Origin of the sequence: Rhizobium sp. TRM95796 (assembly GCF_025779995.1) — a bacterium.
Taxonomy (GTDB): domain Bacteria; phylum Pseudomonadota; class Alphaproteobacteria; order Rhizobiales; family Rhizobiaceae; genus Rhizobium_E.
On record NZ_JAOXHE010000002.1, the window covers coordinates 55,690 to 81,644 of the forward strand.

Here is a 25,955-nt window from a genome sequence, read left to right on the forward strand (position 1 = left end):
AGCCTCCTCACCGGGCCGCCACGATCGCCGCCAGGCGTTCGGCGGCCGGCGCGACCGCCCCCGCCCAGTCTCCGACGGAAGTCTGCCGGAACAGCGTCAGCGCGGGATACCAGGGGCTGTCCGACCGCTCGTTGAGCCAGCGCCAGTCGGCGTGATATTTCAACAGGCCGAAAGTCGGCACGCCCAGGCTGGCCGCCAAATGAAGGGTCGCGGTGCAGGACGACACGACGAGGTCGAGCGCCAGGATGGCGGCGGCCGTCTCGGCGAAATCGCCGAGGTCCTCGCCCGGAACCAGCATGGAGCGGGCGAAGTCGCAGGCGGCGATCTGTTCGAGCCCGTCCGTCTTCTGCAGACTGACGAAACGGACGCCTGGAACAGCAAACAGCGGCTCCAGCGCCGACAGCGGCGGCGACCGGCCGGCGTCGGCGCGAGCCTTGGGATTGCCCTGCCAGATCAGGCCGACATTCAAGGCGTCGCCGGCGAAACGGCTCTTCCAGGCAGCCACGCGGGCGGGATCGATGTTGAAGATCGGCGGCGGCGGCACCGTGTCGACCGTGACGCCGAAAACCAGTGGCAGGCTGAGGATAGGCACTTCGAGGTCCATCTGCGGGCGATTGCGGCCCTGCTCGATCAACACCACGTTCGGCCCGAAATCGATGGAGCCGAACAGGTTGAGCAGAGGTCCGCGCATTTCCAGCAAGACCTTGCCCACGCGGCGCGCCGCTTCCGAGACGAACCGGATGAACTGGATATTGTCGCCGAAGCCCTGTTCGCCGTGAACCAGCAAGACCCGACCGGGCGCCGGCGAGCCATCCCAGCGCGGCACGCTGAAGTCGCGCTTGCGCATTTCCTTGCTGCCCCAGCGCGCTTCGTAATCCAGGAAGCCGCCGGGAAAATCGCCGGCGAACAATTTGGCGTGGGCGTGATCGAGGATCAGATCGAGATCCTCGCCGTCGAGCGACCGGGCGATGTCGAAGGCCGCGAGCGATTCGGCCGGACGATGGAGATCGCGCATGGCGTTGCCCAGGCCGCGATGGGCCTTGGACAGTTTCGGCTTCAGCCGGATTGCGGCGCGGTATTGCTCCACCGCCTCCTCGAAGCGGGTCGCGTCCCGAAGGATGTTGCCGTAGGACAGATGCGCCTCGGCCGTCGGCTTGATGGCGATGGCGCGCGACAACAGGCTCATCGCCTGCTGCTGCCGGTTCAGGCGCCGGAGCGCGATGGAATAGTTGGTCAGAAATTCCGGCGAGTTTTCGCCTTCACGCTCGGCCTCGCGGAAGAGCATGGCGGCCTGGGCGTTGCGGTCGAGATGCAGAGCGCTGACCCCCAGCATATGCAGCGCGCTCGGGCGCAGTTTCTTGTAGCCGAGCACGCTGGAGAAACCCTGCTGGGCGGCTGCGAAGTCGTTTCTGCGCTGGGCTTCATGCGCGGCGTTGTAGGCCGCTAAGGGATCGAAGGGCTTGATCTCTCCCGGCGTCGACGGCGCGGCGACACGATGCTGCGACAGGTCGCCGTCGACCAGTTTCTGCAGCGCGGCCGCGATGCGTCCCATCACGGCGGCGAAAGGCTTGAGCTCCACCTCTCCCGCGAAGCGGCGGAACAGCCGCGTTTCGGGATACCAGGGGCTGTCGGAACGGTCCCGCAGCCAGCGCCATTCCGGATGCGCCTTCAGCACGACCCAGCAAGGACGGCCGAGCGCGCCCGCGAGATGGGCGACGGCGGTGTCGGAGGTGACGATGAGATCGAGATTCATCATCATCGCGGCGGTGTCGGCGAAAGCCTGCTTGCCCGCATCGTAGTCAGGGCCGGGGCGCTCCACCTCGAACAGGCCGTCGAGCGCATCGATCTGCTCCTCGCCCTTGCCCTTCTGGAGAGCGATCAGCCGCACGCCCGGCACTTGCGCCAGCGGTTCGAGCGCGGTGAGCGGATAGGATCGACCCTTGTCCACCTTGGGATCGGGATTGCCCTGCCAGACGATGCCGACGCGGAAGCCCGGCTTTTGCGCCAGCCATTCCGCCCATTTCGTCACCCGTTCGGGATCGGCCGTGAAATAGCTTTCACGCGACGGGATCGTCTCCAGCCGCATTCCGGTCAGGCCGGGCATGCTCATCATATAGGCCATCGCGTCGGTCTTGGGCAGCTTGTCGCCATCGCCGAACACGCCATCGACGCCCGGCACGGTCTTCAGGAGATGACCGATGACGGAGCGGCAGGCGATATAGACCTTGTCGGCGCCGCGCTCCTTGAACCAGGTCGCATAGCGGCAGAACTGGAAAGCGTCGCCGAAACCCTGTTCGGCCATCAGGAGGATCTTCAGCCCTTTCGGGTCACTGCCGTTCCAGAGCGGCACGCGCGGGCGATTGGCCATCAGGCCGAGCTTTTCGGATTTCAGCCGCCATTCGTAATGCTGGAGGCCGCGCTCGTAATCGCCCTCGTTGAGCAACGCCATGCCGAGCGCGAGATGGGCGTCGGCATAACCGGGACGAACATTGATGGCGGTCATGAAGGCGCGCTTGGCCGCCTCGTCGTCATCGCCCTCCATCTCGGCGATGCCGAGATTGTTCCAGCCTTCGGCATGCTTGGGATCGATGGCGACGGCGCGGCGCTGGTAATACAGCGACAGGCCGAGTTCGCCGTGATTGCGCTCGTAGACGCCGAGATTGGACAATGCGTCGGTGTTTTTGGGATCGAGGAAGGACGCCTGCTCCCATGCCTCCGCCGCCGCCCGGAATTTCGCGGCGGAATTGAGCGTCGCGCCGAGTTGGACCCAGAGCTTGGCGTTCTCCGGCTCGAGGTCGACGACGCGGCGCATCGCCCGCTCCGCTTCGAGATGGTTGCCCATATCGGTGTAGACCGACGAAAGCGCGGTCAACACCGGGATCGACTTCGGTTCGCGCTTGGCGACCGGTTCCAGCCGCGCCAGCGCCTCCGCATATTTGCCCTCGGCGGATTCGCGCTTGGCGAGGGAAACCTGCGACGGCGTATGCGAGGGATTGACGGCGAGCGCGAAACCAAGCGCGCGGCGGGCATCGGCCCGCTGGCCGAGACCGTCCAGCAGAACCGCGAGGTTGCTCCAATAGTCGGCGGTTCCAGGCGCGAGCGCCACGGACTGCAAGGCGAAGGGCAGCCCTTTGCGGGCCGCCTCCGCGCCGCGCCGGCCGCCTTCGAGCAGCGCCATGGCGTTGAGGTTCATCAAATGGGCGTCGCCGCGCCGATAGGCGATCGCCTTGCCATAAATCGCGATCGCATTCTGAAATTGGCCGAGACCGTGCAGCTTGACGCCGTCCTGAACCGGGCGATCACCATAATCCTGACCGAGCTCCCCGAACAGGGCTTCGAGATCGGCTGCGGCTTCTTCGAAAAGCGGACGCCAGTCGCCGGCCTCTTTCTGACGAAACAGCCGCATATTGGGATACCACGGCGTCACGCTCCCCTCGCCGCCCCAGCGCCAATCCGGCGCCTTTTTCAGGAAGAGCCAGACCGGCCTGCCCAGAAGCCCCGCCAGATGCGCGACCGCCGTATCCGAAGTGATGACGAGATCGAGCGAGAGGATCATCGCCGCCGTGTCGACGAAAGCCTCGTCACCCGCATCGAAGTCACTGCCCGGAGACAGGATGCGCAGGCCGTCGGGAACCGCTTGGTCGAGACCGTAATGCCGCTGCAGCGAGATGAAATTCGCCCGGTCCGACAGCGACGTCAGCGGAGCCATGGCGGCGAGCGGAATGGACCGGCCGATATCGACCGCAGTCTTCGGATTGCCCTGCCAGCACAGGCCGATCCGCCATGTAGTCTTGGATTCGCCGCGCTGCCCGAACCGGCGCCATTTCGCCATCCGCTCCTCTTCGACGCGGAAACGGCTCACACCGATGGGCACATTGCCGGGTTCGAGCCGCGCGAGCCGCGGCAGCGACATCAGCGGCAACCAGGCGTCATGCTCCGGCAACGGCTCGACATCGGAGCGCAACCGAATGTCGCCGTTGGTGAAGACGTCGAGGCGCGAGAGAATGTTGAACATCCGCGGATGACAGACGAAGACCAGTTCCCCGACGCGCTTTCGCGCCGCAGGCAGCAGGCGGAGGAACTGGAAAACGTCGCCGAATCCCTGTTCGTGTACGACGACCAGCCGACCTTCCGGCAATTCCTGACCGGACCAGAGCGGCGCATTCGACACCGGGCTCTTTTCGAGCGCCGACGACACTCTGAGCCTTAATTCGTAATCGTCCCAAGCCTGCAGCCAATCGCCGCGATAAAGCCGGTTCACCGCGATATTATAGCGGAGCAACTCCCATTCCGGCCAATGCTTCAGACCTTCGACATAGTGATTGATGGCGGCGTCGATCAAGCCGAGATTGCGCAGCGATGCGCCGCCATTGATGAACGCGGTCTTCTGCAAGGGATTTCGCTGCAGCACCCACTCGAATTCCGCCAGCGCTTCGCGGTCGCGGCCGAGCGACTGAAGAGCCGCGCCGTGCGCCAGATGGGCTTCGGGGCTCTCGGGCGCAGCTTTCAGCGCGGCGGCGGCCAGCTGCTGGGCGCGGCCTTTCTCGTGCAGATCGAGAGACGCTTGCGACGCCTGGACAAGAAGGCCGGCATTGCCGGGCTCCATCTCCAGCCCCCTGGCGACGGCCTCATAGGCTTCCGCCAGCCGTCCTGCGCGGGACAGGGCCACGCCGAGATTGGTATAGCCGCCGACGCCCGAAGGCCGCAGCGCCACCGCCTGTTGCGCCGCCGCGACCGCGTCTTCGACCAAACCGGCCCCGAGCAAGGCGGTCGCATAATTCTGCCAGACGCTCGCCTGCGTCGCGTCGAGTTCGAGCGCGCGCCTGAAATAATCGAGCGAATCGAGCGACCGCTCCGAAAGATGCAGTCCGACCCCCATATAGTGATAGACGGAGGCGTCGGTGGGATTGAGCCGGGAGAGATCTTCCAGAGCCGCCAGACTTTCCGCCACCTTTCCGTCGCCGAGCATTCGCCGACAATCTTCCACGGAATAGCGCTCGACCCCGGTCATCTCCCCGCCCATGCTCTCTTCGCTCCTGTTCGTCCGGCGGCGACCCGCCTTATTGGACCTTGTATTTCTGGTAGGATTTCTCCTCCATAAGGCCCGACCCTAGCGCGAAGTTGACCTCGCGCTTCAATTCGGCGCGTTTGTCGTTTGTAATGTAGACCGAACGGGCAAGCTGGACGAATTTATCGCCGAAATCACCGGCGTTTTCGCAATCGCGAATATCGTCCTCGATGTCCCAAAGGGCGGCGTTGACGTCGTAGAGCGCCTTGGTGAGCCTGGAGACCTCGTCATTGCGCGCATGGTCGCCGAGCTTTTCGGTCAGCAGCGCCAATTCCTTGCGGACATTGGCCAGCTTCGCCTCGTCGGTCATCCGGTCGGATTTGATCTGCAGGATGGTGATCTTGTCGACCAACTCCCCCCAGGACACGGGTGCTTCGATCATCGTCTCTTCCTCGCTTATCAAGAATCATAATCGTCGGTTCGCGAGATTAAGGGAGCGAGGCGAAAACGGAAAACGAAAAGGGCGCGGATCGCTCCGCGCCCTCCCCTTAATTCGAGGCTTCGCCCGTTACACCGACCAGCTGATGTCGGTTTCGCTAAGCTTGCCGGCGGTGATGTTCGACAGCTTGATGCTGAGATCCGCCGAACCGTCGCCGTTGGTGTCGACTTCGAGCAGCTTCGTCGCGGTGACGAAGCGGGCTTCCGCCGCGCCGCTGGAGGTCCAGCCGCTGTTGTCGCCGAGATAGGTCAGCGAGCCGGAGCCGCCCTCGAGGTAGATCACGTCGGTATCCACTGCGAAGTCCGTGATGACGTCGGTATTGCCGGCGTTCGTCGTCACGTTGAAGTGGAACTCGTCCAGGCCGCCGCCGCCGGTGACAGTGTCGTCCGCCGCGCCGGAGGTGAAGATATCTCCACCCGAGCCGAGGGAAACCACCGCGCCCTGAGAGCCGGTCGTGACGATTTCGTCGATACGCGTCGAGCCGGTGATGGTTTCCACGTTGGTGAAGGTCACATCCGTGGTGTCACCCGAGAGGATCACCGTGTCGGCGCCCGCTCCACCGTCGACCGTCGAGCTGGAATAGCCCGAAGTCAGGGTGAAGGTGTCGGCGGAACCGCTGCCCGTGATCAGCTCGACCGCCGTGAACGTGCCGGTTGCGGCAGCGCTGAAGGTGATCGAGTCCGTACCCCCGCCCAGCGATACGCGGCCGGTGAAGGACGACGTGACGCTGATCGTATCCGCGCCGGTGTCGCCGGTGACGGTTTCGACGCCCGAGATGGTGACCGTATTGTCATAGGCTCCCATCACGATCGTGTCACTGCCGGAGCCCAGGTTGAAGATGCCGCCGGTGCCGCCCGCGAGCGTCACGACATCCGAGCCCGTTCCGCCGGTCACCGTATCGACATTGGACACCGTGAAGACCGAGCCGCTGTCATTCGCGATCAGCTTGTCGCCGCCCGAGATGAAGTCGAACCAGCCGCCATAAGCGCCGCCGTCCCCGATGGTCACCGTGTCGTCGCCGGTGCCGCCGGTGACGCTTTCGATGCTGACGATCGTCAGACCGTTGGTGGCGTTGTCGAGAATGATCTTGTCATTGCCGCCGCCGAAGTCCGCCGACGCCAGCGCCGCAGCGCCGGAGATCGTCACGATGTCGGCGCCGGAGCCGCCCACCAGGCTTTCCGCATTGGCCACAGTGCCGGTGAAGCCCGCGTCGAACCAGGAGAGACGATCGCTCGTGCCGCCGCCGAGGTCGATGAGTTCCGCGCCGCCCGAAGAGATGGTGACGAGGTCGTTGCCGGAGCCGCCCGTGATGGTTTCTGCATTGGCCGCCGTGATCGTGGCGCCCAGGGCCGCATCCAGCGTCAGCTTGTCGGAGCCGGCGCCGAGGTCGATCGTCAGCGCCGTGACGGCCTGGGCGAAGGTCACGAGATCCACGCCTGTGCCACCGGTGATCGTTTCGACATTGGCGACGGTGATGTCGTTGGAGAAGTCGCCGAGCACGATCTTGTCGCGGCCCGCCGCCAGATCGAAGTCGTCGCCCACCACTGCCGTCGAGAATGTCACCACATCCTTGTTGGCCGAACCGACGATGCTTTCGACGTCCGAGACCGAGATCGTGGCGCCCGCCGTCGAGATGTCGAGAACATCGGTACCGGCTCTGCCGTCGACCGATCCGGCGGTGAGAGCCGCCGCGATCTTGATCAGGTCGGCGCCGGTGCCGCCCGTGATCGTTTCGATGTTGGACGCCGTCAGCGTGTTGCCGCCATTGGCCAAGGTCAGGCTATCCTTGCCGCCGAGCAGGTCGATTGCCGCATCGATCTGGTCGACGATGGTCAGCACCTGGGTGCTGCCGCCGGCGATGATCGTTTCGACGCTGTCCAAGGTCGCCGTCACGGCAGCCGCGGAGAAGTCGACAGTGTCGGAGCCGTTGAAGAGGCCCAGGGTGAGGCTCGTCGCCACGCCGGTGATAACGATCTTGTCGTCGCCGGTCGTGCCGACCACAGTCTCGACATTGGCCATGGTGACCGTCGCCGCCGCATCGAGGCGGATGACGTCGATGTCCGTGCCGCCGACCACGCTTTCGACCGCGATGATCGAGATGTCGCTCGCGGTGTTGCCGAGGACGATCTTGTCATCGCCGGCGCCGAGCGTGTAGAGCTCGCCGGTCGCCGCCGCGGCCACAATGATGAGGTCGTTGGCGGCCCCGCCGGTCACGGTTTCGAAGTTCGACACGGTGACGGTGGCGCCGGCAGCAGCCAGCGTCAGACTATCGATGCCCACGCCGCCATCCAGATTGCCGCCGGTATAGGCCGCCGACAAGGTGATCGTGTCGGCGCCGGAGGAACCGACGAGCGTTTCGACGCCCGCAATCGTCAGCGTGTTGGGCGCTGCAGCGAGGGTCAGCGAGTCGTTGCCGGCCCCGAGATCGATGAGCTGCGCCGTGATGCCGCTCAGCATGGTGATGATGTCCATGCTCGCGCCGCCGACGAAGCTTTCGACGCCGTCGAGAGTGGCCGTCACGTTGAAGTCACCGAAGACCACGTTGTCGCCGGCGTCGCCGCCGAGATCGATCGTCAGCCCGGTCGCGCCGCTGTTGACATACACCTTGTCGACTTCGCTGGATCCGCCGGTCACGGTTTCGACCGAAGCCACCGTGATCGTCTGGGCGCCGTCGAGGACGATGGTGTCCGTACCCGTGCCACCCGTCACCACATCGACGTCGGTGACGTTGATGGAGTTGGTGAAGTTGGCGAGCGTCACCGAGTTGGCGCCGGCCTTGAGGTCGATTTCCACGCCCGAAGCCGCGACACTGAAGGTAATGAGATCATCACCCGCCGCGCCGGTGACCGTTTCGATGCTTGCGATCGTGATGGTCGCACCGCCTGCAGCCGTGGTCAGCGAGTCGTTGCCGCCCTGGCCGTCGAACGTGCCTTCATAGGCAGCGCCGAGGGTGATGAGATCCACCCCGGCCGATCCGGTGACGGTCTCGACATTGCTCACCGTCAGCGTGTTGCCGCTTCCGACCAAGGTCAGAGCGTCGCCGCCGCCAAGCAGGTCGATCGCCATAGCCACCGAGTTGTTGATGGTGATCGCCTGAGTGCTCGCGCCGCCGGTGATCGCTTCCACATCCAACAGGGTCGCAGTCGCGGCCGCATTGGTGAAGTCGACGCTGTCGCCGGTGCCGCCGCCGAGCTCCAGGGTCATGCCCTGGCTCAGACCCTTCACGGTCACGACGTCGTCGCCTGCATTGCCGAACACCGATTCCACATTCTCAACGGTGAACGTTCCGGCGGTAGAGCCGACGAGCGTGACTTCGTCGACGCCGGCGCCGAGGTTGATGTAGGATCCGGTCACACCATCTTCGAAGTAGATGATTTCGACGCCCGTGCCGCCGGTGATCGTTTCGACGGCATCGACCGTCAAGGTCGCGCCGCTGTTGCTGGTGGTCAGCGCATCGTCGCCGCCGTCGAAGTAGTACTTGCCGGAGGCTTCAGCGCCGCTCAACACGACCATGTCGACATTGGAGCCCGCCGCCACCGTGAAGGTGTCCACACCGCTCACGGTCACCGTGCCGCCGTCGTTCAACATCAGAGTGTTGGCGCCGGCGCCGAGCGAGAACGTGCCATCGGCAGCGTCGTCGACGATGATGTAGTCATCGCCGGCCACGCCCACGACCGTTTCCACATTGGTGACGGTGAAGCTGTTGTTCACAGCAGCCAGCGTCAGCATGTCGTCGCCGCCACCGAGGTCGACGACCTGGTCGGTCATGCCCGAGCCGAGGGTGATGACTTCGATGCTCGCGCCGCCTTCGATCGTTTCGACGTTGGTCAGCGTTGCCGTGGTGTGCGCGGTCGCGTCGAAGATGACCCAATCGTCATCCGCGCCGCCGTCGATCACCATGCCGGTATGACCGCCGGTCACCGTGATCTTGTCGTCTTCAGCGCCGCTGTTGATGGTTTCGACATTGGCGACCGTGATGGTCATACCCGCCGAAGCGCCCGCATTGGCGTTGATCGTGTCGTCGCCGGCGCCGAGGTCGATCACCGCGCCTGCTTCGCCGTCGACCAGCGTGACGATTTCGATGCTCGCGCCGCCGGTGATGGTTTCGATGTCGTCGACCGTCAGCGTCGCGCCGAGCGAAGACGTGGTCAGCGTGTCGATGCCCGCGCCGCCGTAGATTGCCATTCCGGCTTCAGCGCCGGACAGGATGATGTTGTCGCTGTTCGCGCCGGTGACGGTGACGACTTCGATGCCAGACGCCGTGATGGTGCCGCCCTGCTCGATCGTGAGCGTATCGGTGCCGCCAGCGAGGTTGAGGACCATATCGGCAGCCGCCGAGGTGTAGATCACGTCGTTGCCGGCGTCGCCGACCACGCTTTCGATGTTTGCGACCGAGAGCGTGTTGGCGAAGTTGCCCAGCGTCAGCTTGTCTGCCGCAGAGCCGCCCAGATCGATTTCGCCGCCGGTCACCTGGGTGAGGATCGTCAGAACTTCGCTGGACGCGCCGCCGACGATGGTTTCGATGTTGGACAGCGTCGCGGTGACGTTGCCCGTGCCGTCGAAGGTGATCTGGTCGTCGTCTGCGGCCAGGTCCACCGTCAGGCCGGTCGCGGCGCCGACGACGATCAGGTCGTCCTTGCCGGAAGAGCCGGTGACGTTTTCAACCAGCGAGATGGTCAGCTGATCGGTGGCCGTCAGGATGATCGAGTCGATGCCCGACGAACCGGTGACGGTTTCGATGCCGGTGACGCTGAAGTTGTTGCCGCCGACAGTCAGCTGCAGCGAGTCGTTGCCCGCGCCGAGATCGAGGTTGATGCCGCTAATCACGGTCGCCGCGGTGATGACGTCGTTGCCGCCGGCATCCGCGATGCTTTCGATGTTGGCGATCGTCAGCGTTGCGCTGTTGGTGTCGAAGTCGAGCACATCCGCGCCCGCGCCGCCATCGATATAGCCGCCGGCATATACGCCGCCCAGGGTGATGAGGTCGACGCCCGACGAGCCGTTGATCGTTTCGACCGCCGTCGCCGTCAGCGTGTTGCCGGCGGAGGCGAGCGTGATCGAGTCGGAGCCGCCTTCCAGATCGACAGCCATGGCGATGCTGTTCGCAAAGGTCAGCACTTCGACGCTGTTGCTGGCGTGGACGACTTCGACATCGGTCAGCGTTGCGGTGACGTTGGCGTCGTCGAAGTAGACGACGTCGCTGCCGGCATCGAGGCTGATGGTCATGCCGTCGGAGGAGCCGGTGACATGGATTTCATCGGCAGCCGTGCCGACGCCGGTGACGGCTTCGACATTGGCGACGGTGATGAGCAGATATTCGCCGCTCGCGACCGTAACGCTGTCGACGCCATCGCCGAGATCGATGACCGAACCGTCGACGACGTCGGTGCTGAAGGTGATCTTGTCCTTGCCGGAGCCGCCGGTGATGGTTTCTGCGCCGTCCAGGGTCACCGTCGCGCCGAAGTTGGAGGTCGTCAGCTTGTCGACGCCGTCCTCGAAGTAGATGGTCAGGCCGGTCGCCGAAGCGCTCAGCGTCACATCCTGGTTGTTCGCGCCGGTCGTCGTCAGCGTCTCCAGACCGGAGACGGTGACAGTGCCGCTGGAGAGGAAGTCAAGCGTGTCCGAACCGAGGCCGAAATCACCCGTGAGCGTGGTTGCGCCGTCGAGAACGACGTAATCGTCGTCGCGTCCGCCGGTGATGGTTTCGACATTGGCGATGGTCAGAGAGTTCGCAGCGCTGGCGAGCACGATCGCGTCGTTGCCAGCCTTGAGGTCGATATAGTCGCCGTCGCGCTCGTCGGTGAAGGTGATCACTTCGATGCCGGCTCCGCCGACGACCGATTCCACGCCTTCCAGGGTGACGGTGGCCGCGGTCGAGGAGAATTCGACCATGTCGTCGCCGTTGCCGAGGTTGATCGACATGCCGGTCGCCGTGCCGGTGACCATGACGTCGTCATCGCCAGAGTTGCCGCTGATGACTTCCACATTGGCGACCGTAAGGGTCACGCCGCCGGGGCCGTCGGCATAGATCGCATCGGCGCCCGCGCCGAGGTCGATGGTCGCGCCGGTCTCGGTGTCGAGCAGGGTGACGATGTCGATGGACGCGCCGCCGGTGATCGTTTCGATCGAGTCGACGGTGACCGTCGCGCCTGCAGCGGCGAGAGTCAGCTTGTCGGCGCCGTCGCCGAAATACAGGGTCATGCCGGTTTCGGCGCCCGCCAGGGTGACGAGGTCGACCGAAGTTCCGCCGGTGACGGTGTAGGTTTCGACACCGGAGATCGTGAAGCTGCCGCCGTTGGACACTTCCAGCGTGTCGGAGCCGGCGCCGAGATTGACGGTCGAGCCCGATGCGGCGCTGTCGATGATCACGTAGTCGCTGTCGGCGTTGCCGGTGATCGTTTCGACATCCGTCACGGTCAGCGAGTTGGCGTTGTTGGACAGGGTCAGAGAGTCGTTGCCGCCGCCCAGATCGACGCTCGCGCCGTCGGCCGCGGTTGCGAGAACCACGACGTCTGTGGATGCGCCGCCTTCGATGGTCTCGACATTGCTGATCGTGGCGGTGCCGCCCGCGTTCAGCGTCAGAGTGTCGTCGCCATCGTCCAGATCGATCGTCAGAACGCTCTGGGCGGTCAGGATGGTGATGGTGTCGCCGTTGTCGGAGCCGACCACGCTTTCCACATTGCTGAGCGACAGCGTCGCGTCGGACGACGTGGCGGACAGATCGACGAGGTCGACGCCGAGGCCGAGATCATAGGATCCGCCGGTCATTGCGCCGGTGACATAGACGAGATCAGCGCTCTTGCCGCCGACGATGGTTTCGACTTCGTCCACGGTGAGCGTGTTCAGGAAGTTGCCGAGCGTGATCTTGTCGGCGCCGCCGCCGAGATCAACCAGGCGATCATCGACGATCGTCGCGAAGACGACCGAGTCGGAGCCCGCCGCGCCGGCAACCGTTTCGACGCCGCTGACCGTGATCGTGCCGCCATTCGCGCCGAATGTGACCGTGTCGTCGCCACCGCCGAGATTGATGGTCGCGCCGGTGACAGCCGATGCGCCGCCCAGCGTGATGGTTTCATCGCCTGCGCCACCGGAAATGGTCTCGACATTGGTGACTGTGGCGGTCGCGTGGCTCGACCCGGTGAAGGAAACCGTGTCGTTGCCGGCGCCGAGGTCGATCGTGCCGCCGGTCATGTCGGAGGCGACGATGATCGACTGAACCGACGCGCCGCCGGTTACGGTTTCGACGTTCATCACCGAGAAGGTGCCTGTCGCATTGTCGAGCGACAACGTGTCGGCGCCGCCGGCCAGATTGATTTCTGTCGCGGTCTTCATCGCGCCGTAGACGGCGACGATGTCGTCATTGCCGCCACCGATGATCGATTCGACATTGGTGACGCTGAACGTGCCGGCCGACAGCGTGGCCGAGATGTCGAGCGTGTCGACGCCCACGCCGAGGTCGAGCACCATGTAATCGGCGACATCCGAAGCGACGACGATATCGGCCGATTTTCCGCCGATGACCGTTTCGATATTGGCGAGCGTCACCGTATTGAGGTAGCCGCCGAGCGTGAGCTTGTCGATGCCGCCGCCGAGATCGATCGTGCCGGCGAGCTGAGAACCGAGGGTGACGACATCGACATTCGTCGCAACGCCAGCCGTGATCTGCTCGACATTCGAAACAGTGAAGGTCCCGCCCGCAGCGCTGATATCAAGGATGTCGTTACCGGTCTTCAGATCGATGGTGACGCCAGCAGCCGCTCCCTCGACGATAACCTTGTCGGCTCCGGCGTCGCCGGTAACAGTTTCGACATTTTCAACGGTGACCGTGTTGGTCGCGTTGGCGAGAGTGAGCTGGTCCTTGCCTGCGCCGAGATCGACGGACACGCCTTCAGCAGCGGTGCCGAGGGTCACACGCTCGATCTTGGCGCCGCCGGTGATCGTTTCGGTGTTGGACACCGTGAGGCTGACCGCGCCGGAGGACAGATCCAGCGTATCCGAACCGCCGCCCAAATCATAAGCGCCGCCGGTGATGCCGGCGGTGAGCTTGATATATTCGTTCTGATTCGAACCGGTGATGGTCTCGATGTCGGCGACGGACAGCGAGTTCTGGAAGTTGCCGAGCGTCAGCGAGTCGTTGCCCTTGCCGAGCTTGATGACAGCGTCGGTCAGGATGGTCGAGGCCACCACGACATCGTTGGAGAGACCGCCATTGACAGTTTCGATGTTGGAGATGGTGAGGGTGTTCAACGCCTTGGCGAGGGTGATCGTGTCGTCGCCGCCGGCCAGGTCGATGGCGAGGTTGGCCGCGCCGGTGAAGATCACCGTGTCGTCGCCGCTCTTGCCGACGATCGTTTCAATGTCGGAAACCGAAATCGTGGCGCCGTCGGTGTCGAGCGTCAGAGTGTCGTCGCCCGCGCCGAGCTTGACCGTGCCGCTGATCGCGCCGTCGACGGTGACGCTGTCGTCCTTGCTGCCGCCTTCGATGGTTTCGACGTTGGAGACAGTCAGTTCGTTGGCGAAGGCGCCGAGCACGACCTTGTCCTTGCCGCCGGCCAGATCGACCTCGACGTCATAGGCGCGACCGGTGAAGGTCACGGCGTCGACGCCGGTGTTGCCGGTGATGTTTTCCACGCCCTTGACGCTGATCGCGTTGGCGCCCTTCGCCATGATGACGGTATCGTCGCCGGCGCCGAGGTTGAGGTTGATCTTCTTCGTGACGAGGCCGAGCGTGATTTTATCGTCGGCTTCGTCGCCGATCACCGTCTCGACGTTCGAGATCGTCACGGTCGCGCCGTTCTCGTCGATGATGAGCTTGTCGTCGCCGGCGGCGAGGTCGATCTTGCCGCTGTTATAGGCGCCGTCGAGATAGACGATGTCGGAAGAGGCGGCGCCGACGATCGATTCGACCTTTTCGAGATAAACGGTGTTGTTGAACTTGCCGAGCGTGACCTTGTCGTTGCTTCCGCGCATGTTCACTTCGACGCCGCGAGCGGCGGCGGTGAAGGTCACGTTGTCGGCGCCGGTGCTGCCCGTCAAGGTTTCGATGTTCGCCACGCTGACGGTCGAGATCGCCGTCAAGGTCAGTTCGTCGTCGCCGCCCCCGAGATCGACAACCGCCTTCTGCGACGTTGCGAACGTAATGTCGTCATCGCCAGCGCCCCCGCTGACGGTTTCGACGCTGGTGAGCGTAAGCTTGTTCGTGGAGCCGTCCAGCGCGAGGCTGTCGGTGCCGCCCGCCAAATCCAGCGATCCGGAGACCGAGGAGTCGATGAGAATGATTTCGGACTTGGAGGTGCCAGTGACCTCGGCCAGGCTACTGACAGTTACGGTCTTACTTCTAATCGCCATGATACAGCCCCTTTTGCGTATTTGGGGGCATCGTATGCGGGAATGATTACTTAAAACTTACCGTATAGGTACTAGAAAGCATGTCGCGATTAAAATTCTTCAATATTTTCAATAAGGCTCACTTAGTGAAGAGCATTTTTGCCGCCTAGGATTTTAATAAACTGATTTACACACGGCGACGATTCAGGCGCAATGAGTGGCGGTTATTTTATCATCGCGACCTAAATTAAGCACAGCCCGGACGCCTGAAGTGTCGGCGCATGGCGTTTCTCGACCGACGCAAGTTCAACGCCCATCGTCGCGAAAGGACGAGCTTCGATCTACCTGAACATGGCGGGATACAGAGTATAGGGGTCGTGACTTCTCCGCCTTGCCGGTGGGAGCCCGCCCGCGGATGCGCGTTGTCAGATGGCGCAGAAGCGTGACAAGCTTCAAGGAAGAGAAGATTCGCCCCGCTTCTTCGGAACATGCGAACAACACTGGGTTGAACCTAACGAGGAATTGAACATGGCCAATTCGGACTTGATGTCGACGATCTCCACGTCCCCGGCGGCGGGAGGAGCCACGTCTGTCGGGGGAACAGGACGGAATATCATCGACGGTGTGTTGAGCGGATATAAATGGAAAGGCGACGCGTTGTTCTACGCTTTTCCCGACAAGGCGTCGGACTATAGCTACGGCGGTGAGAAGAACCATGGTTTCGGCGCGGTAGAGCAGAACATCCGATCGGCGGCGCGTTATATTCTGGACCAATCCTATGCCGGCAAGGCCAATGACGGTTTCTCGGTCGAAGGTTTCACCAAGCTTAGAATCGCCGAAGGATCCGACGCCAAGTCGGATATACGCTACGCCGATTCCACCTCCGCCAATCCAACCGCCTATGCTTATTATCCGAGCAACCATTCGAGCGGCGGCGATGTCTGGTTCGGGGACAACTTCGACTACGGAAACGCCAGAATGGGCAACTACGCCTATCTGACCGTCATTCACGAAACGGGACACGCGCTCGGCCTCAAACACCCGCATGAGGCGAGCAACGGCTTCGGACAAATGGCGCGCGGACTGGATTCGCTCGAATATTCGGTGATGTCTTACCGGAGCTACACCGGGGCTTCGACGACGGCGGGTTACACCAACGACGTGTGGGATTATCCGCAGAGCTTCATGATGGCGGACATCGCCGCTCTGCAGCATCTGTATGGAGCCGATTATTCGACGAATGGCGGCGACACCGTCTATCGCTGGAGACCCGACAGCGGCGCGACCATCGTCAATGGAGACGCGGCCTTCAAGCCCGGCGCCAACCGGATCTTCGCAACCATCTGGGACGGCGGCGGCGTGGACACCTACGATCTCCGCGCCTACAAAAACGATGTGACCATCGACCTGCGGCCCGGTGAGGAATCGCGGTTCAGTCGGGGCCAGAGCGCGCATCTCGATTTCGACAATCCGTCCAGGCTGGCCAAGGGCAATATCTACAACGCCCTCCTTCACGAGAAGGATGAGCGTTCGCTGATCGAAAACGCCAAGGGCGGCGCGGGCGACGACGTGCTGAGGGGCAATCAGGGCGAAAATCGGCTCTGGGGCGGCAACGGCGCCGACAGGCTGATGGGCGGCGGCGATCAAGACGTCATGGTCGGCGGCGGCGGCGCTGACGTCTTCGTGTTCGAGAAGGGCTGGGATCGCGACCGAGTGCAGGATTTCGGAGGGGCCGATCTGATCGATCTCAGCGATTTCAACATGAAGTCCTTTATGGCGCTGAAACAACATTTCGAACAGATGAACTATGGCGTGGTGCTCGATTTCGGCGGCGGCGACGCTCTGGTGGTGGCCGGCGCCAAAATCGCCCAGCTCGACTCCGGCTCCTTCATTCTCTGACGGCGTCGCAGAGTGAGGAAACGAAAAGGGCCGCCCGACATCCGGGCGGCCCTTCTGATTCTATAAAGAGTAAAGACGAAGCTTATTCGCCGGCGTCTTCGGCGGCGGCCTTCTTCTTCGGCGCAGCCTTCTTCTTCGGCGCAGCTTCGACGGCGTCGTCGCCGGTCTCTTCGGCCTTGGCTTCCGCCTTCGACGCCTTCTTCTTCGGCTTTTCAGCCTTGTCTTCCGAAGAGGCTTCGGCCTCGTCGTCGGCCATCAGCTCTTCCTTGGTGACGACCTTGTCGGTGACCGAGATCTGCGTCAGCAGGTGATCGACGACCTTTTCTTCGAAGATCGGGGCGCGCAGGCCGGCAATGGCGCCGGGCGTTTCGCGGAAATACTTGATGATTTCCTTTTCCTGGCCCGGGAACTGCTGCATCTGCGCGTAGAGCGCCTTGTTCAGTTCGTCCTCGGACACCTCGACGCCGGCCTTTTCGCCGATTTCGGAGAGAACCAGGCCGAGCTTGACGCGGCGTTCGGCGAGCTTGCGATATTCTTCGCGCGCCTTTTCTTCCGTCGTGTCTTCGTCTTCGAAGGTCTTGCCGGACTGGGCGAGATCGGAGGCGATCTGACGCCAGATCTGCTCGAACTCGGCGTCGACGAGGCGAGCCGGGGTGTCGAAGGCGTAGAGCGCGTCCATCTGGTCGAGCAGCTGGCGCTTCAGCTTCTGGCGGGTCACCGTGCCGAACTGGCTTTCCAGCTGGCCGCGGACGATTTCCTTCAGGCGATCGACGGATTCGATGCCGAGCTTGGAAGCGAGCTCGTCATTGACTTCGAGCGCTTCGGCGGCAGCGACGGCCTTGACCTTGATGTCGAAGGTGGCGTCCTTGCCGGCCAGGTTGGCGGCGGGATAGTCGGCCGGGAAGGAAACGTTGATGACCTTCTCGTCGCCGGCCTTGACGCCGACCAGCTGGTCTTCGAAGCCGGGAATGAAGCGGTTGGAGCCGATCACCAGTTCGGCGCCCTCGTCCTTGCCGCCGTCGAAGGGAACGCCGTCGAGCTTGCCTTCGTAGTCCATGGTCACGCGGTCGCCGTTTTCAGCCGCGCCGTCCTTGTCGGCATAGCTGCGGGCGCTCTCGGCGATGCGGAGGATCTGCTCTTCGACTTCGGAGTCGGGAATTTCCACGACTTCGCGGGTCACGGCGATGGAGCTCATGTCCTTGAGTTCGATCGGCGGGATCACTTCGTAGGACAGGGTGAATTCGAAATCGGCCTCGGCGGCGAGGATCTTGTCGGCTTCCGCCTGATCTTCCGTCATGGCGATTTCCGGCTGGGTGGCGGACTTTTCGCCACGACCGGTGAGGATTTCGGTCGGCCGGTCACGAATGATCTCGTTGACCAGCTCGGCCATCACCGACTTGCCATACATCTTCTTCATATGGGCGAAGGGCACCTTGCCGGGACGAAAGCCGTTGATTCGGACGCGGCCTTTCACTTCCTCAAGCCGCTCGTTCATCCGAGCTTCCATGTCCTTGGCCGGGATGACGACCTTGAGTTCGCGCTTCAGCCCGTCCGCGAGCGTTTCGATAACCTGCATGTTCCTACCTTCATAATCGCGGCGGCGCAGCAGAACGCGCCAGCCTCTCGTTGTAGATGAACTCCACCGCTCATCCGCCGGAAAAGCGCTTTATGCAAATTCGGAGTCCTTTTGCAAGCAAAATGGGCCGGGAGAGCCGGAGTTCCCGTCTTTTCCGTGCCGTTCGCCTGTGCATGCCGATTGTGCGGGAAAGAACCCGCTTCATATAATTCCGCCAGAGGCTGGTGCGGGTGGAGGGACTCGAACCCCCACGCTTTTGGCGCGAGAACCTAAATCTCGTGCGTCTACCAGTTCCGCCACACCCGCATCACACACACCGCGTCGAGCGGCGTCTTGGGCGCGTCCTTAGCACCCGCTTTTCGGCATGGAAAGAAAAAAGATCCGCAATCGGCCCGGCTTTTACACAATGTAAAGCAGAGCTTACTAAAATCGCTCCATGGCTGGTCTTCCGGAAAGCCATGCAAGCACAGCATACCGCCCCTGAGTTTTTTGCGCTGCAAAAAAGAGATTTGTCATACTATTCTCTCTTTCAACGACAGGGCGGACCTGACGAGACGGATTGGCAATACGTCGGCGCGCAAGCGCAACTGCCCTCCCGCAAGGGTGAATAGAATTCGGGGTCGCGATCTCCTCCTCCCACGCGCCCCGATGTGACTGACGACACTCCTCCTCCCAGTCGTCGGTCAAATCCAACGACGCCCACCGGACCTCCTCCCCCGGTGGGCGTTTTGATTCCAGGACTCGCAGTCGTTTGCACGCCTGGAAGGCGTCCCGGGGCGCGACTGGTCGCGACCGGAGCGAGCGCCGGCCGGATTTGCCTCGGACGCCGCGATCGCATGTTTCCTCATACGCGGATCGGCTCGCTTTTCATCCATCGCCGCCGCCGGGGGACATGATCTCGACTTCGGTCTCCAGTTTCGGCGTCTCGGTCGTCGCAAACCGCCTCGGCGCCTAGAAAAGAGGCGAATTGATCACAAAAGAGCCGCGGATTTGCCAAAGTGATTAATAAAAGCCAAATCTTGTGAGATACTTAAGTTAATGAGATGCGATTTTTGCATAGGTGCACTGCTGCATTGGCGCTGGTTTCATGTGCGCCGCAGCATTATCTTCGGATCATGAAATTCAGAGCGGCCAACCGGACCGCTCCAGACCGAAAAGGAACCGCATCATGAACATCGCTCGCGCTTACAACAACTGGGTCAAGTATCGCCAGACCGTCACCGAACTCGGCCGCATGACCAATCGCGAACTCAGCGATCTCGGCATTGCCCGCGAAGACATCCGTCGCGTTGCTCGCCAGGCCGTTCGCTAAGCCTCGCAACACATCCGATTTTCGAAAGCCGCCGGAGCGATCCGGCGGCTTTCGCGCGTTATGGCCGTGACGCTGCACTGCACCCAGCTCGCGCGCGCCTCGCGGCTCCTCTGTCTTCGTCGGAAACGCCGGAGAACCAGCCTTTGGTTAACGCGAATTTGGGAAACGCACGGCCGTTAACCAGTGGCGAAACTTTGCCCCGCGCCTCGTTATTGTGCAATGCATGCTTATTTGCATAGCAGGTGCACATAATTCGCACTCCACCTTATTATTATTCGCATGTATAAAGAGCACATCAAGTTTCGAGCCGGGCAGAAAGTCAGGCCGCTAGAGAAAAGTCTAAAGAGGAAACGTCCATGAACCCGCTTCGCATCGCCATCAATTGGGTCAACTATCGCCGCACCATCTCCGAGCTGTCGAACCTCTCGAACGACACGCTCCAGGACATCGGCGTGAACCGCTACCAGATCCGCAACATCGCGGCTCGCTCTTTCCGCTAATCGCGCGAGAACACAAATTTCGATCATGTCGACGGCGCCCGATTGGGCGCCGTTTGCATTTGCGAGACGCTATTCAGGGAACGGGCGGCGGCTGCGCCGCCGCCCGTTGGATCAGACCAGTTCGCCGAGGGCGGCCGGGCTGAACTCCTTGAGAGTGTCGAATTCACCCTTTTGCACCTTGGTGACCCATTGGGGATCGTTGAGCAGCGCGCGACCGACCGCGATCAGGTCGAATTCGTCGCGCTCCATGCGTTCGATGAGGTTGTCGAGGCTGGCGGGCTTGGAGCTCTCGCCGCCGAAGGCCGCGATGAACTCGCCGCTGAGGCCGACCGAGCCGACGCTGATGGTCGTCGCGCCGGTGAGCTTCTTGGCCCAGCCGGCGAAGTTCAGGCCCTTTTCACCGTCGATTTCCGGGAATTCAGGCTCCCAGAAGCGTCGCTGCGACGCATGGATGACGTCGACGCCGGCATCGACCAGAGGCTGCAGCCAGCTTGCCATTTCCTCGGGGCTGTTGGCGAGTCGCACCGAGAAGTCCTGTTGTTTCCATTGGCTGGCGCGGAACAGGATCGGAAAGTCGGGACCGACGGCGGCGCGGACCGCCTTGGCGACTTCGACGGCGAAGCGGCTGCGCTCGGCGATGGTCGAGCCGCCCCACTGGTCCTGGCGTTCATTCGTGCCGGCCCAGAAGAATTCGTCGATCAGATAGCCATGCGCGCCGTGGATCTCGACCGTGTCGAAGCCGAGCCCCTTGGCGTCTGCCGCCGCCTGGGCGAAGGCGGCGATGGTGTCGGCGATGTCGGCGTCGGTCATCGCCTTGCCGCGCGGCTGGCCCGGCGCCAGCAGGCCCGACGGGCTCTCGATGCCTTCGGGATTGTAATCCTTGTCGGCGATGGTGCTGCCGGTATGCCAGATCTGCGGGCCCATGCGGCCGCCGGCGCCATGCACGGCGTCGATGACGGTCTTCCAGCCGGCGAGCGCCGCATCCCCGTGGAAGAACGGGATATTGGGATGGTTCTTCGACGCCGGGCGCGCCACCACCGTACCCTCGGACAGGATCAGGCCGACATCGGATTCGGCGCGGCGGCGATAATAATCGGCGACATTCTGCCCCGGCACACCCTTGGGCGAGAAAGTGCGCGTCATCGGCGCCATGACAATTCGGTTCTTCAGCGTCAGGCCCTTGATGGTCAGCGGCCGGAACAGCGTTTCTGCGGTTTTCGTGGTCATTTCGTCCTCATTGAATATCGCACCTCGGGAGGTGGACTCCCTATGTATAAATTGTATACCAAGTAGCAAGAACGCACTCCGAAGCTACCAGATATACAGGAGGAAACCGCATGCCCGGCGACGCCTGCATCCCGATCCGGACCGGCATCTCGAACCGGCTGATCCTCGACCAGATCGCCGACAAATGGTCGATTCTCATCCTCGCGGTGCTCTGCCAGCAGCCGCGACGCTTCAACGACATCCGCCGGGCGATGGACGGGGTCACCCAGAAGGCCCTAACGCAGTGCCTGAGACGGCTTGAACGCAACGGACTGGTGTCTCGCCGCGTCATCGCCGGTTCCCCCATCGGCGTCGAATATGCGATAACGGCGCTCGGCTCTTCGCTGAAGGAGCCCATTCGCGCGCTGCATGCCTGGACGCTCGACCACGAGGAGGAAATCCTCTCGGCGCAGCGCAGCTACGACACTGCGCAGAGCGTGTTCAGCCAAGCGGCCGAGTGACGCGCGTTTACCGCCTTGGTTTTTTGCCGATCGTCATGTTAAGAGCCGCCTCATGAGCACACATCCCTCCCCCATTCATGTCGTCGGCGGCGGTCTGGCCGGCTCGGAAGCCGCCTGGCAAATCGCCAATCGCGGCGTCCCCGTCGTCCTGCACGAAATGCGCGGCGTGCGCAAAACCGACGCGCACCAGACCGACAGTCTTGCCGAATTGGTCTGCTCCAATTCCTTCCGCTCCGACGATTCCACCTCCAACGCGGTCGGCGTGCTGCATGCCGAAATGCGCATGGCGGGATCGCTGATCATGGCGGCGGCCGACGCCAATCAGGTGCCGGCCGGCGGCGCCCTGGCGGTGGACCGCGAAGGCTTCGCCAAAGCCGTGACGAAAAGGATCGCCGAGCATCCGTTGATCACCGTCATCCGCGAGGAAATCACAGCGTTGCCGCCCGAGGAATGGGACAATGTGGTGGTGTCGACCGGACCACTGACCGCGCCTGATCTCGCCGAATCCATCCGCGCCGCCACAGGCGCCGATTCCCTCTCCTTCTTCGACGCCATCGCGCCGATCGTCCATCGCGACACGATCAACATGGACATCGCCTGGCACCAGTCGCGCTACGACAAGGTCGGGCCGGGCGGCACGGGCAAGGATTACATCAACTGCCCGATGACCCGCGAACAATACGAAGCCTTCGTCGCCGCGCTGATCGCCGGCGAAAAGACCGAATTCAAGCAATGGGAGCACGTGCCCTATTTCGACGGTTGCCTGCCGATCGAAATCATGGCCGAGCGCGGGCCCGAGACGCTGCGCCACGGTCCGATGAAGCCGATGGGCCTGACCAATGCGCATAACCCGGCGGTGAAAGCCTATGCCGTGGTGCAGTTGCGCCAGGACAACGCGCTGGGCACGCTGTTCAACATGGTCGGCTTCCAGACCAAACTGAAATACGGGGCGCAGACGGAGATCTTCCGGATGATTCCCGGCCTCGAGAATGCGGAATTCGCGCGCCTCGGCGGCCTGCATCGCAACACCTACATCAATTCGCCGGTGCTGCTCGACGCTTCGCTGATGCTGAAGAGCCGCAAGGGCTTGCGCTTCGCCGGCCAGATCACCGGCTGCGAAGGCTATGTCGAAAGCGCCAGCATCGGGCTTCTCGCCGGTCGCTTCGCCGCGGCGGATCGGCTGGACGAAGCACTATCGGCGCCGCCCGCGACCACCGCTTTCGGCGCCCTGCTCGGCCATATCACCGGCGGCCACCTGGCGAGGGACGAAGAGCCCGGCAAGCGCTCCTTCCAACCGATGAACATCAATTTCGGGCTTTTTCCCGAGCCGGAGCCGGGCAGCGTCGCCACGACATCGGAAGGCAAGCGGCTGCGCGGCAAGGAGAAGACCATCGCCAAGCGCAAGGCCATCGCAGCCCGCGCGCTCGCACATTGCCGTGACTGGCTGGCGGAAGGACGCTCGGCGGCCTAAATTCGAAGCCCGCAAAAGAACGCCGGGCGCTCAGAGGTTGGCGCTCGGCTCCATGTCCCTGTCGATGCGGGTGGCGACTGAGCCCAGCAGCCAGAGCGACACTTCGGCGGCGTCTTTTTCACTCTTGAAGGAGTAGACGCCGGTCAGGGCGGCGTGATCGTGGAATTCGATCGAGATCGTCTTGGGATCGGCCGTCGCGGACAGCGTGACGCGTTCGGCGTCGATCAGGCTGCAGAGATAGCGGCTGGAGATGCGGCGCATGCATCCGGCGCCGCCGGTCCACAATCTCAGGAACACCATCTCGCCGTCGCCCGAGATCACGAGATTGCGGATCGCTTCATGAGGATAGGCGCGGGCGAATTCGAGCACAGCGAGGCCGGCGTCGAAACGCTCGTCGGCTTCGCTTTTGCGCACGAAGCCGGTCGCCCAATAGAAGAAACCCAAGGCGGCCCCGAGGATCACCACCCAAATCGCCAAGATCATCGGCCAACTCCAGCATCAACACCCTCACGGCTAGCCGATCAAGCTTGCGTGAATGTGGGCCGACGCGCAACAACGGCCCATGCAAAAGCGCCGGAACAGACCGTTCCGGCGCTTTTTCAGTCAAGACGATCCGTCACTCGGCCTGGGCGACCGGGCGCACCAGCGGCGTGATTCGCCTGATGGTGACGCGGCGATTTTCGCGGGCGGCTTCCTCTGTATTGATCTTGAGGTAGCGCTCGCCATAGCCCTGCGTAACCAGATTTTCAGCCGGGATCTCGAACATGTCGGACAGCACCTCCGCCACCGATTCGGCGCGGTGATCAGACAGGACGAGGTTGGATTCATCGGAGCCGACGGCATCGGTATGACCTTCGATCAGGAAGGTCTCGCCCGGATCCTCGTCGAGGATCTGCTTGATGGCGGCGCCGACGCGCTTGAGCGAAGAGGCCTGGCTCATCGAGATATCCCAGCTGCCGGTGTCAAAGGTGATCGTGTCGAGATCGATACGACGAACCTTGTCGCGGATGCGGGCCGAGTACTTCACCTCGTCGACCGAGTAGACGCGCTCGACCGGCTCCACCGGCGGTTCTTCCAAGAATTCCACATAGTTGCGGTTCGGCTCCTTGGAAACGTCGATGATGTAGTCCTCGACCGGAATGCTCAACCGCATCGGCGGCAGGCGCGCGCCGGGATCGCGCAGATAGAGGCGATCGGCGCGACCGGCGTCGAGGATCGGCGAATAGAAGATCACCACTTCGCGGCCGGCGCGCTCCACCCGGGTCCGCTTGATGATTTCGCCATAGCGGTTGCGGACGGTGACGATGCGGACGCCATCCGGACGCACCACGACCTCACGCACGCGGTTGTTGGCGAGGCGCTCGTAGCGGGTGTCGCCGCGACGGCCGAGACGATCGCGATCGTCGTCGCGGACGATCACGCGATCGCCGAGCTTGATGATGACGCGGTTGTCGCGATCGTTCAGGCGGCGTCCTTCGCCGAGATCATAGCCCTGGAAGCCGGTGATGCGCTCACCCTTTTCCTCGAGCGCGGGGCGAACGCGAATCGGCCTGCCGTCCTTGTCCTTGAAGCCGGCCTGGGCTTCGCGGTCGGAGCGCGGCGCGCGGACGGGTTCGGCCTCCTGACGCTCGCGGCGGCGGCGTTCACGGGCGGTTTCGTCACCCTTGTCGGCGTCCTTCTCGCTGTCGAGAACGGCCGCGCCGTTCTTGACCGGCAGGCGCTTGGGTTCGCCGTTCTTTTCGCCGGCGTCCGCCTGGCCGTTGCGCGGACGCTGGGTCTCGACCTCCTCGACGGAGCCGTTGTTGCGCTTGCGCGGCTTTTCCGCCTGATCGGCCTGACCGGCATTGTCCTCGGCCTGATTGTTGCGCTTGCGCGGCTTGTCCTGGCTCTGGTCTTCGTTGACGCGGTTTTCCTGGGCCTCGGCGTTGTTGCGCTTACGATCCTTGCGGTTTTCTTCCTGCTGCTGGCCCTGCTGCTCTTCCTGCTGGCGCTTGCGCTCCTGGCGGCGCTGCTCCTTCTGGGTCTCGGCGTCGTTCTGGCGCTGCTGCTCTTCCTGCTTCTGGCGCTGACGCTCCTGCCGGCGCTGTTCGCGCTCCTGCTGGCGCTGCTGGTCCTGCTGCTGGTCCTGCTCCTGCTGCTGACGCTGCTGCTTCTCCTGCTGGCGCTTCTGGCGCTGCTCGCCCTGGCCTTGTTCCTGTTCCTGCTGGCGCTGTTGGCGCTCCTGCTGACGCTGCTGCTTTTCCTGCTGGCGTTGCTGGCGCTCCTGACGGCGCTGCTCCTTCTGCTGAAGGAGCTCTTCCTCGGACTGGACCTGCACGACATCCGTGCTCTGCGGCGCGGCGATGACCGCCTGCGGCATGGTGGCCGCCCAAACCGGGGAGAGGCCCGTCAGGGCGATCAGCGGAATCGCCGCGGTGGCCAAAAGCTTGTGTCGTAACGCCATGAGACTGTTTCCTCGCGCTTCGTGTTGTTCTGTTTTCCGAATCTCAATCGATTCGAGGCCTTTTTATGTTTCCATCCGGGCCGTGCCGAAAGACTTACGAAATCCGGCCTTTATCAACACTGAACCGACGGTTCAGTTCCCGTTCATATTCGGGACGCCGAATTTTCGTGGGGACGTCGATGCGTTTCTGTGT

The 25,955-nt window shown here is 63.1% G+C and carries 12 protein-coding genes and 1 tRNA gene; 5 read left to right on the forward strand and 8 right to left on the reverse strand.

All coding sequences use genetic code 11. The annotated features are described in order from the left end of the window. Positions 1-7 precede the first annotated feature (7 nt). The 3 genes from OCK01_RS06375 to OCK01_RS06385 form a co-directional block, all read right to left on the reverse strand. On the reverse strand, positions 8-5,023 hold the full coding sequence (locus OCK01_RS06375) for a tetratricopeptide repeat protein (protein ID WP_263823400.1): 5,016 nt from the start codon (positions 5,021-5,023) through the stop codon (positions 8-10). A 37-nt stretch (positions 5,024-5,060) separates the two neighbouring features. Then, the gene (locus tag OCK01_RS06380) at positions 5,061-5,450 is read right to left on the reverse strand and encodes a DUF6165 family protein (protein ID WP_263823401.1); all 390 of its coding nucleotides are present in this window, start codon (positions 5,448-5,450) and stop codon (positions 5,061-5,063) included. Positions 5,451-5,576: 126 nt separating this feature from the next. Then, positions 5,577-14,855, reverse strand: a complete 9,279-nt coding sequence (locus tag OCK01_RS06385) for a calcium-binding protein (RefSeq protein ID WP_263823402.1) — start codon at positions 14,853-14,855, stop codon at positions 5,577-5,579. Positions 14,856-15,362: 507 nt separating this feature from the next. On the opposite strand from OCK01_RS06385, the gene OCK01_RS06390 reads away from it, so the two are divergent. Beyond that, a complete protein-coding gene (locus tag OCK01_RS06390) occupies positions 15,363-16,733 on the forward strand; it encodes a M10 family metallopeptidase (protein WP_263823403.1) in 1,371 nt (456 codons plus the stop codon). Positions 16,734-16,815: 82 nt separating this feature from the next. Here the strand turns inward: OCK01_RS06390 and tig are convergent, their stop codons facing one another. After that, complete coding sequence (gene tig, locus OCK01_RS06395) at positions 16,816-18,309, reverse strand: trigger factor (RefSeq protein WP_263823404.1); 1,494 nt, start codon at positions 18,307-18,309, stop codon at positions 16,816-16,818. A 222-nt stretch (positions 18,310-18,531) separates the two neighbouring features. After that, a tRNA-Leu gene (locus OCK01_RS06400) sits at positions 18,532-18,615 on the reverse strand. 862 nt (positions 18,616-19,477) lie between these two features. Here OCK01_RS06400 and OCK01_RS06405 point away from each other — a divergent pair. Continuing rightward, the gene (locus tag OCK01_RS06405; protein WP_182826516.1) at positions 19,478-19,621 is read left to right on the forward strand and encodes a DUF1127 domain-containing protein; all 144 of its coding nucleotides are present in this window, start codon (positions 19,478-19,480) and stop codon (positions 19,619-19,621) included. 356 nt (positions 19,622-19,977) lie between these two features. After that, the gene (locus OCK01_RS06410; protein WP_137158085.1) at positions 19,978-20,121 is read left to right on the forward strand and encodes a DUF1127 domain-containing protein; all 144 of its coding nucleotides are present in this window, start codon (positions 19,978-19,980) and stop codon (positions 20,119-20,121) included. Positions 20,122-20,232: 111 nt separating this feature from the next. Here the strand turns inward: OCK01_RS06410 and OCK01_RS06415 are convergent, their stop codons facing one another. Further along, on the reverse strand, positions 20,233-21,348 hold the full coding sequence (locus OCK01_RS06415; protein ID WP_263823405.1) for an NADH:flavin oxidoreductase: 1,116 nt from the start codon (positions 21,346-21,348) through the stop codon (positions 20,233-20,235). 110 nt (positions 21,349-21,458) lie between these two features. On the opposite strand from OCK01_RS06415, the gene OCK01_RS06420 reads away from it, so the two are divergent. Continuing rightward, on the forward strand, positions 21,459-21,848 hold the full coding sequence (locus OCK01_RS06420) for a winged helix-turn-helix transcriptional regulator (protein ID WP_182826518.1): 390 nt from the start codon (positions 21,459-21,461) through the stop codon (positions 21,846-21,848). A 52-nt stretch (positions 21,849-21,900) separates the two neighbouring features. Next, a complete protein-coding gene (gene trmFO / locus OCK01_RS06425; RefSeq protein WP_263823406.1) occupies positions 21,901-23,319 on the forward strand; it encodes a methylenetetrahydrofolate--tRNA-(uracil(54)-C(5))-methyltransferase (FADH(2)-oxidizing) TrmFO in 1,419 nt (472 codons plus the stop codon). 30 nt (positions 23,320-23,349) lie between these two features. Here the strand turns inward: trmFO and OCK01_RS06430 are convergent, their stop codons facing one another. Beyond that, positions 23,350-23,802 carry a hypothetical protein gene (locus OCK01_RS06430; protein ID WP_182826519.1) on the reverse strand — a complete coding sequence of 151 codons (453 nt, stop codon included), beginning with the start codon at positions 23,800-23,802 and terminating at the stop codon, positions 23,350-23,352. A 133-nt stretch (positions 23,803-23,935) separates the two neighbouring features. Then, positions 23,936-25,762, reverse strand: coding sequence for an OmpA family protein (locus OCK01_RS06435; RefSeq protein WP_263823407.1), 1,827 nt, complete (start codon positions 25,760-25,762; stop codon positions 23,936-23,938). Positions 25,763-25,955 lie beyond the last annotated feature (193 nt).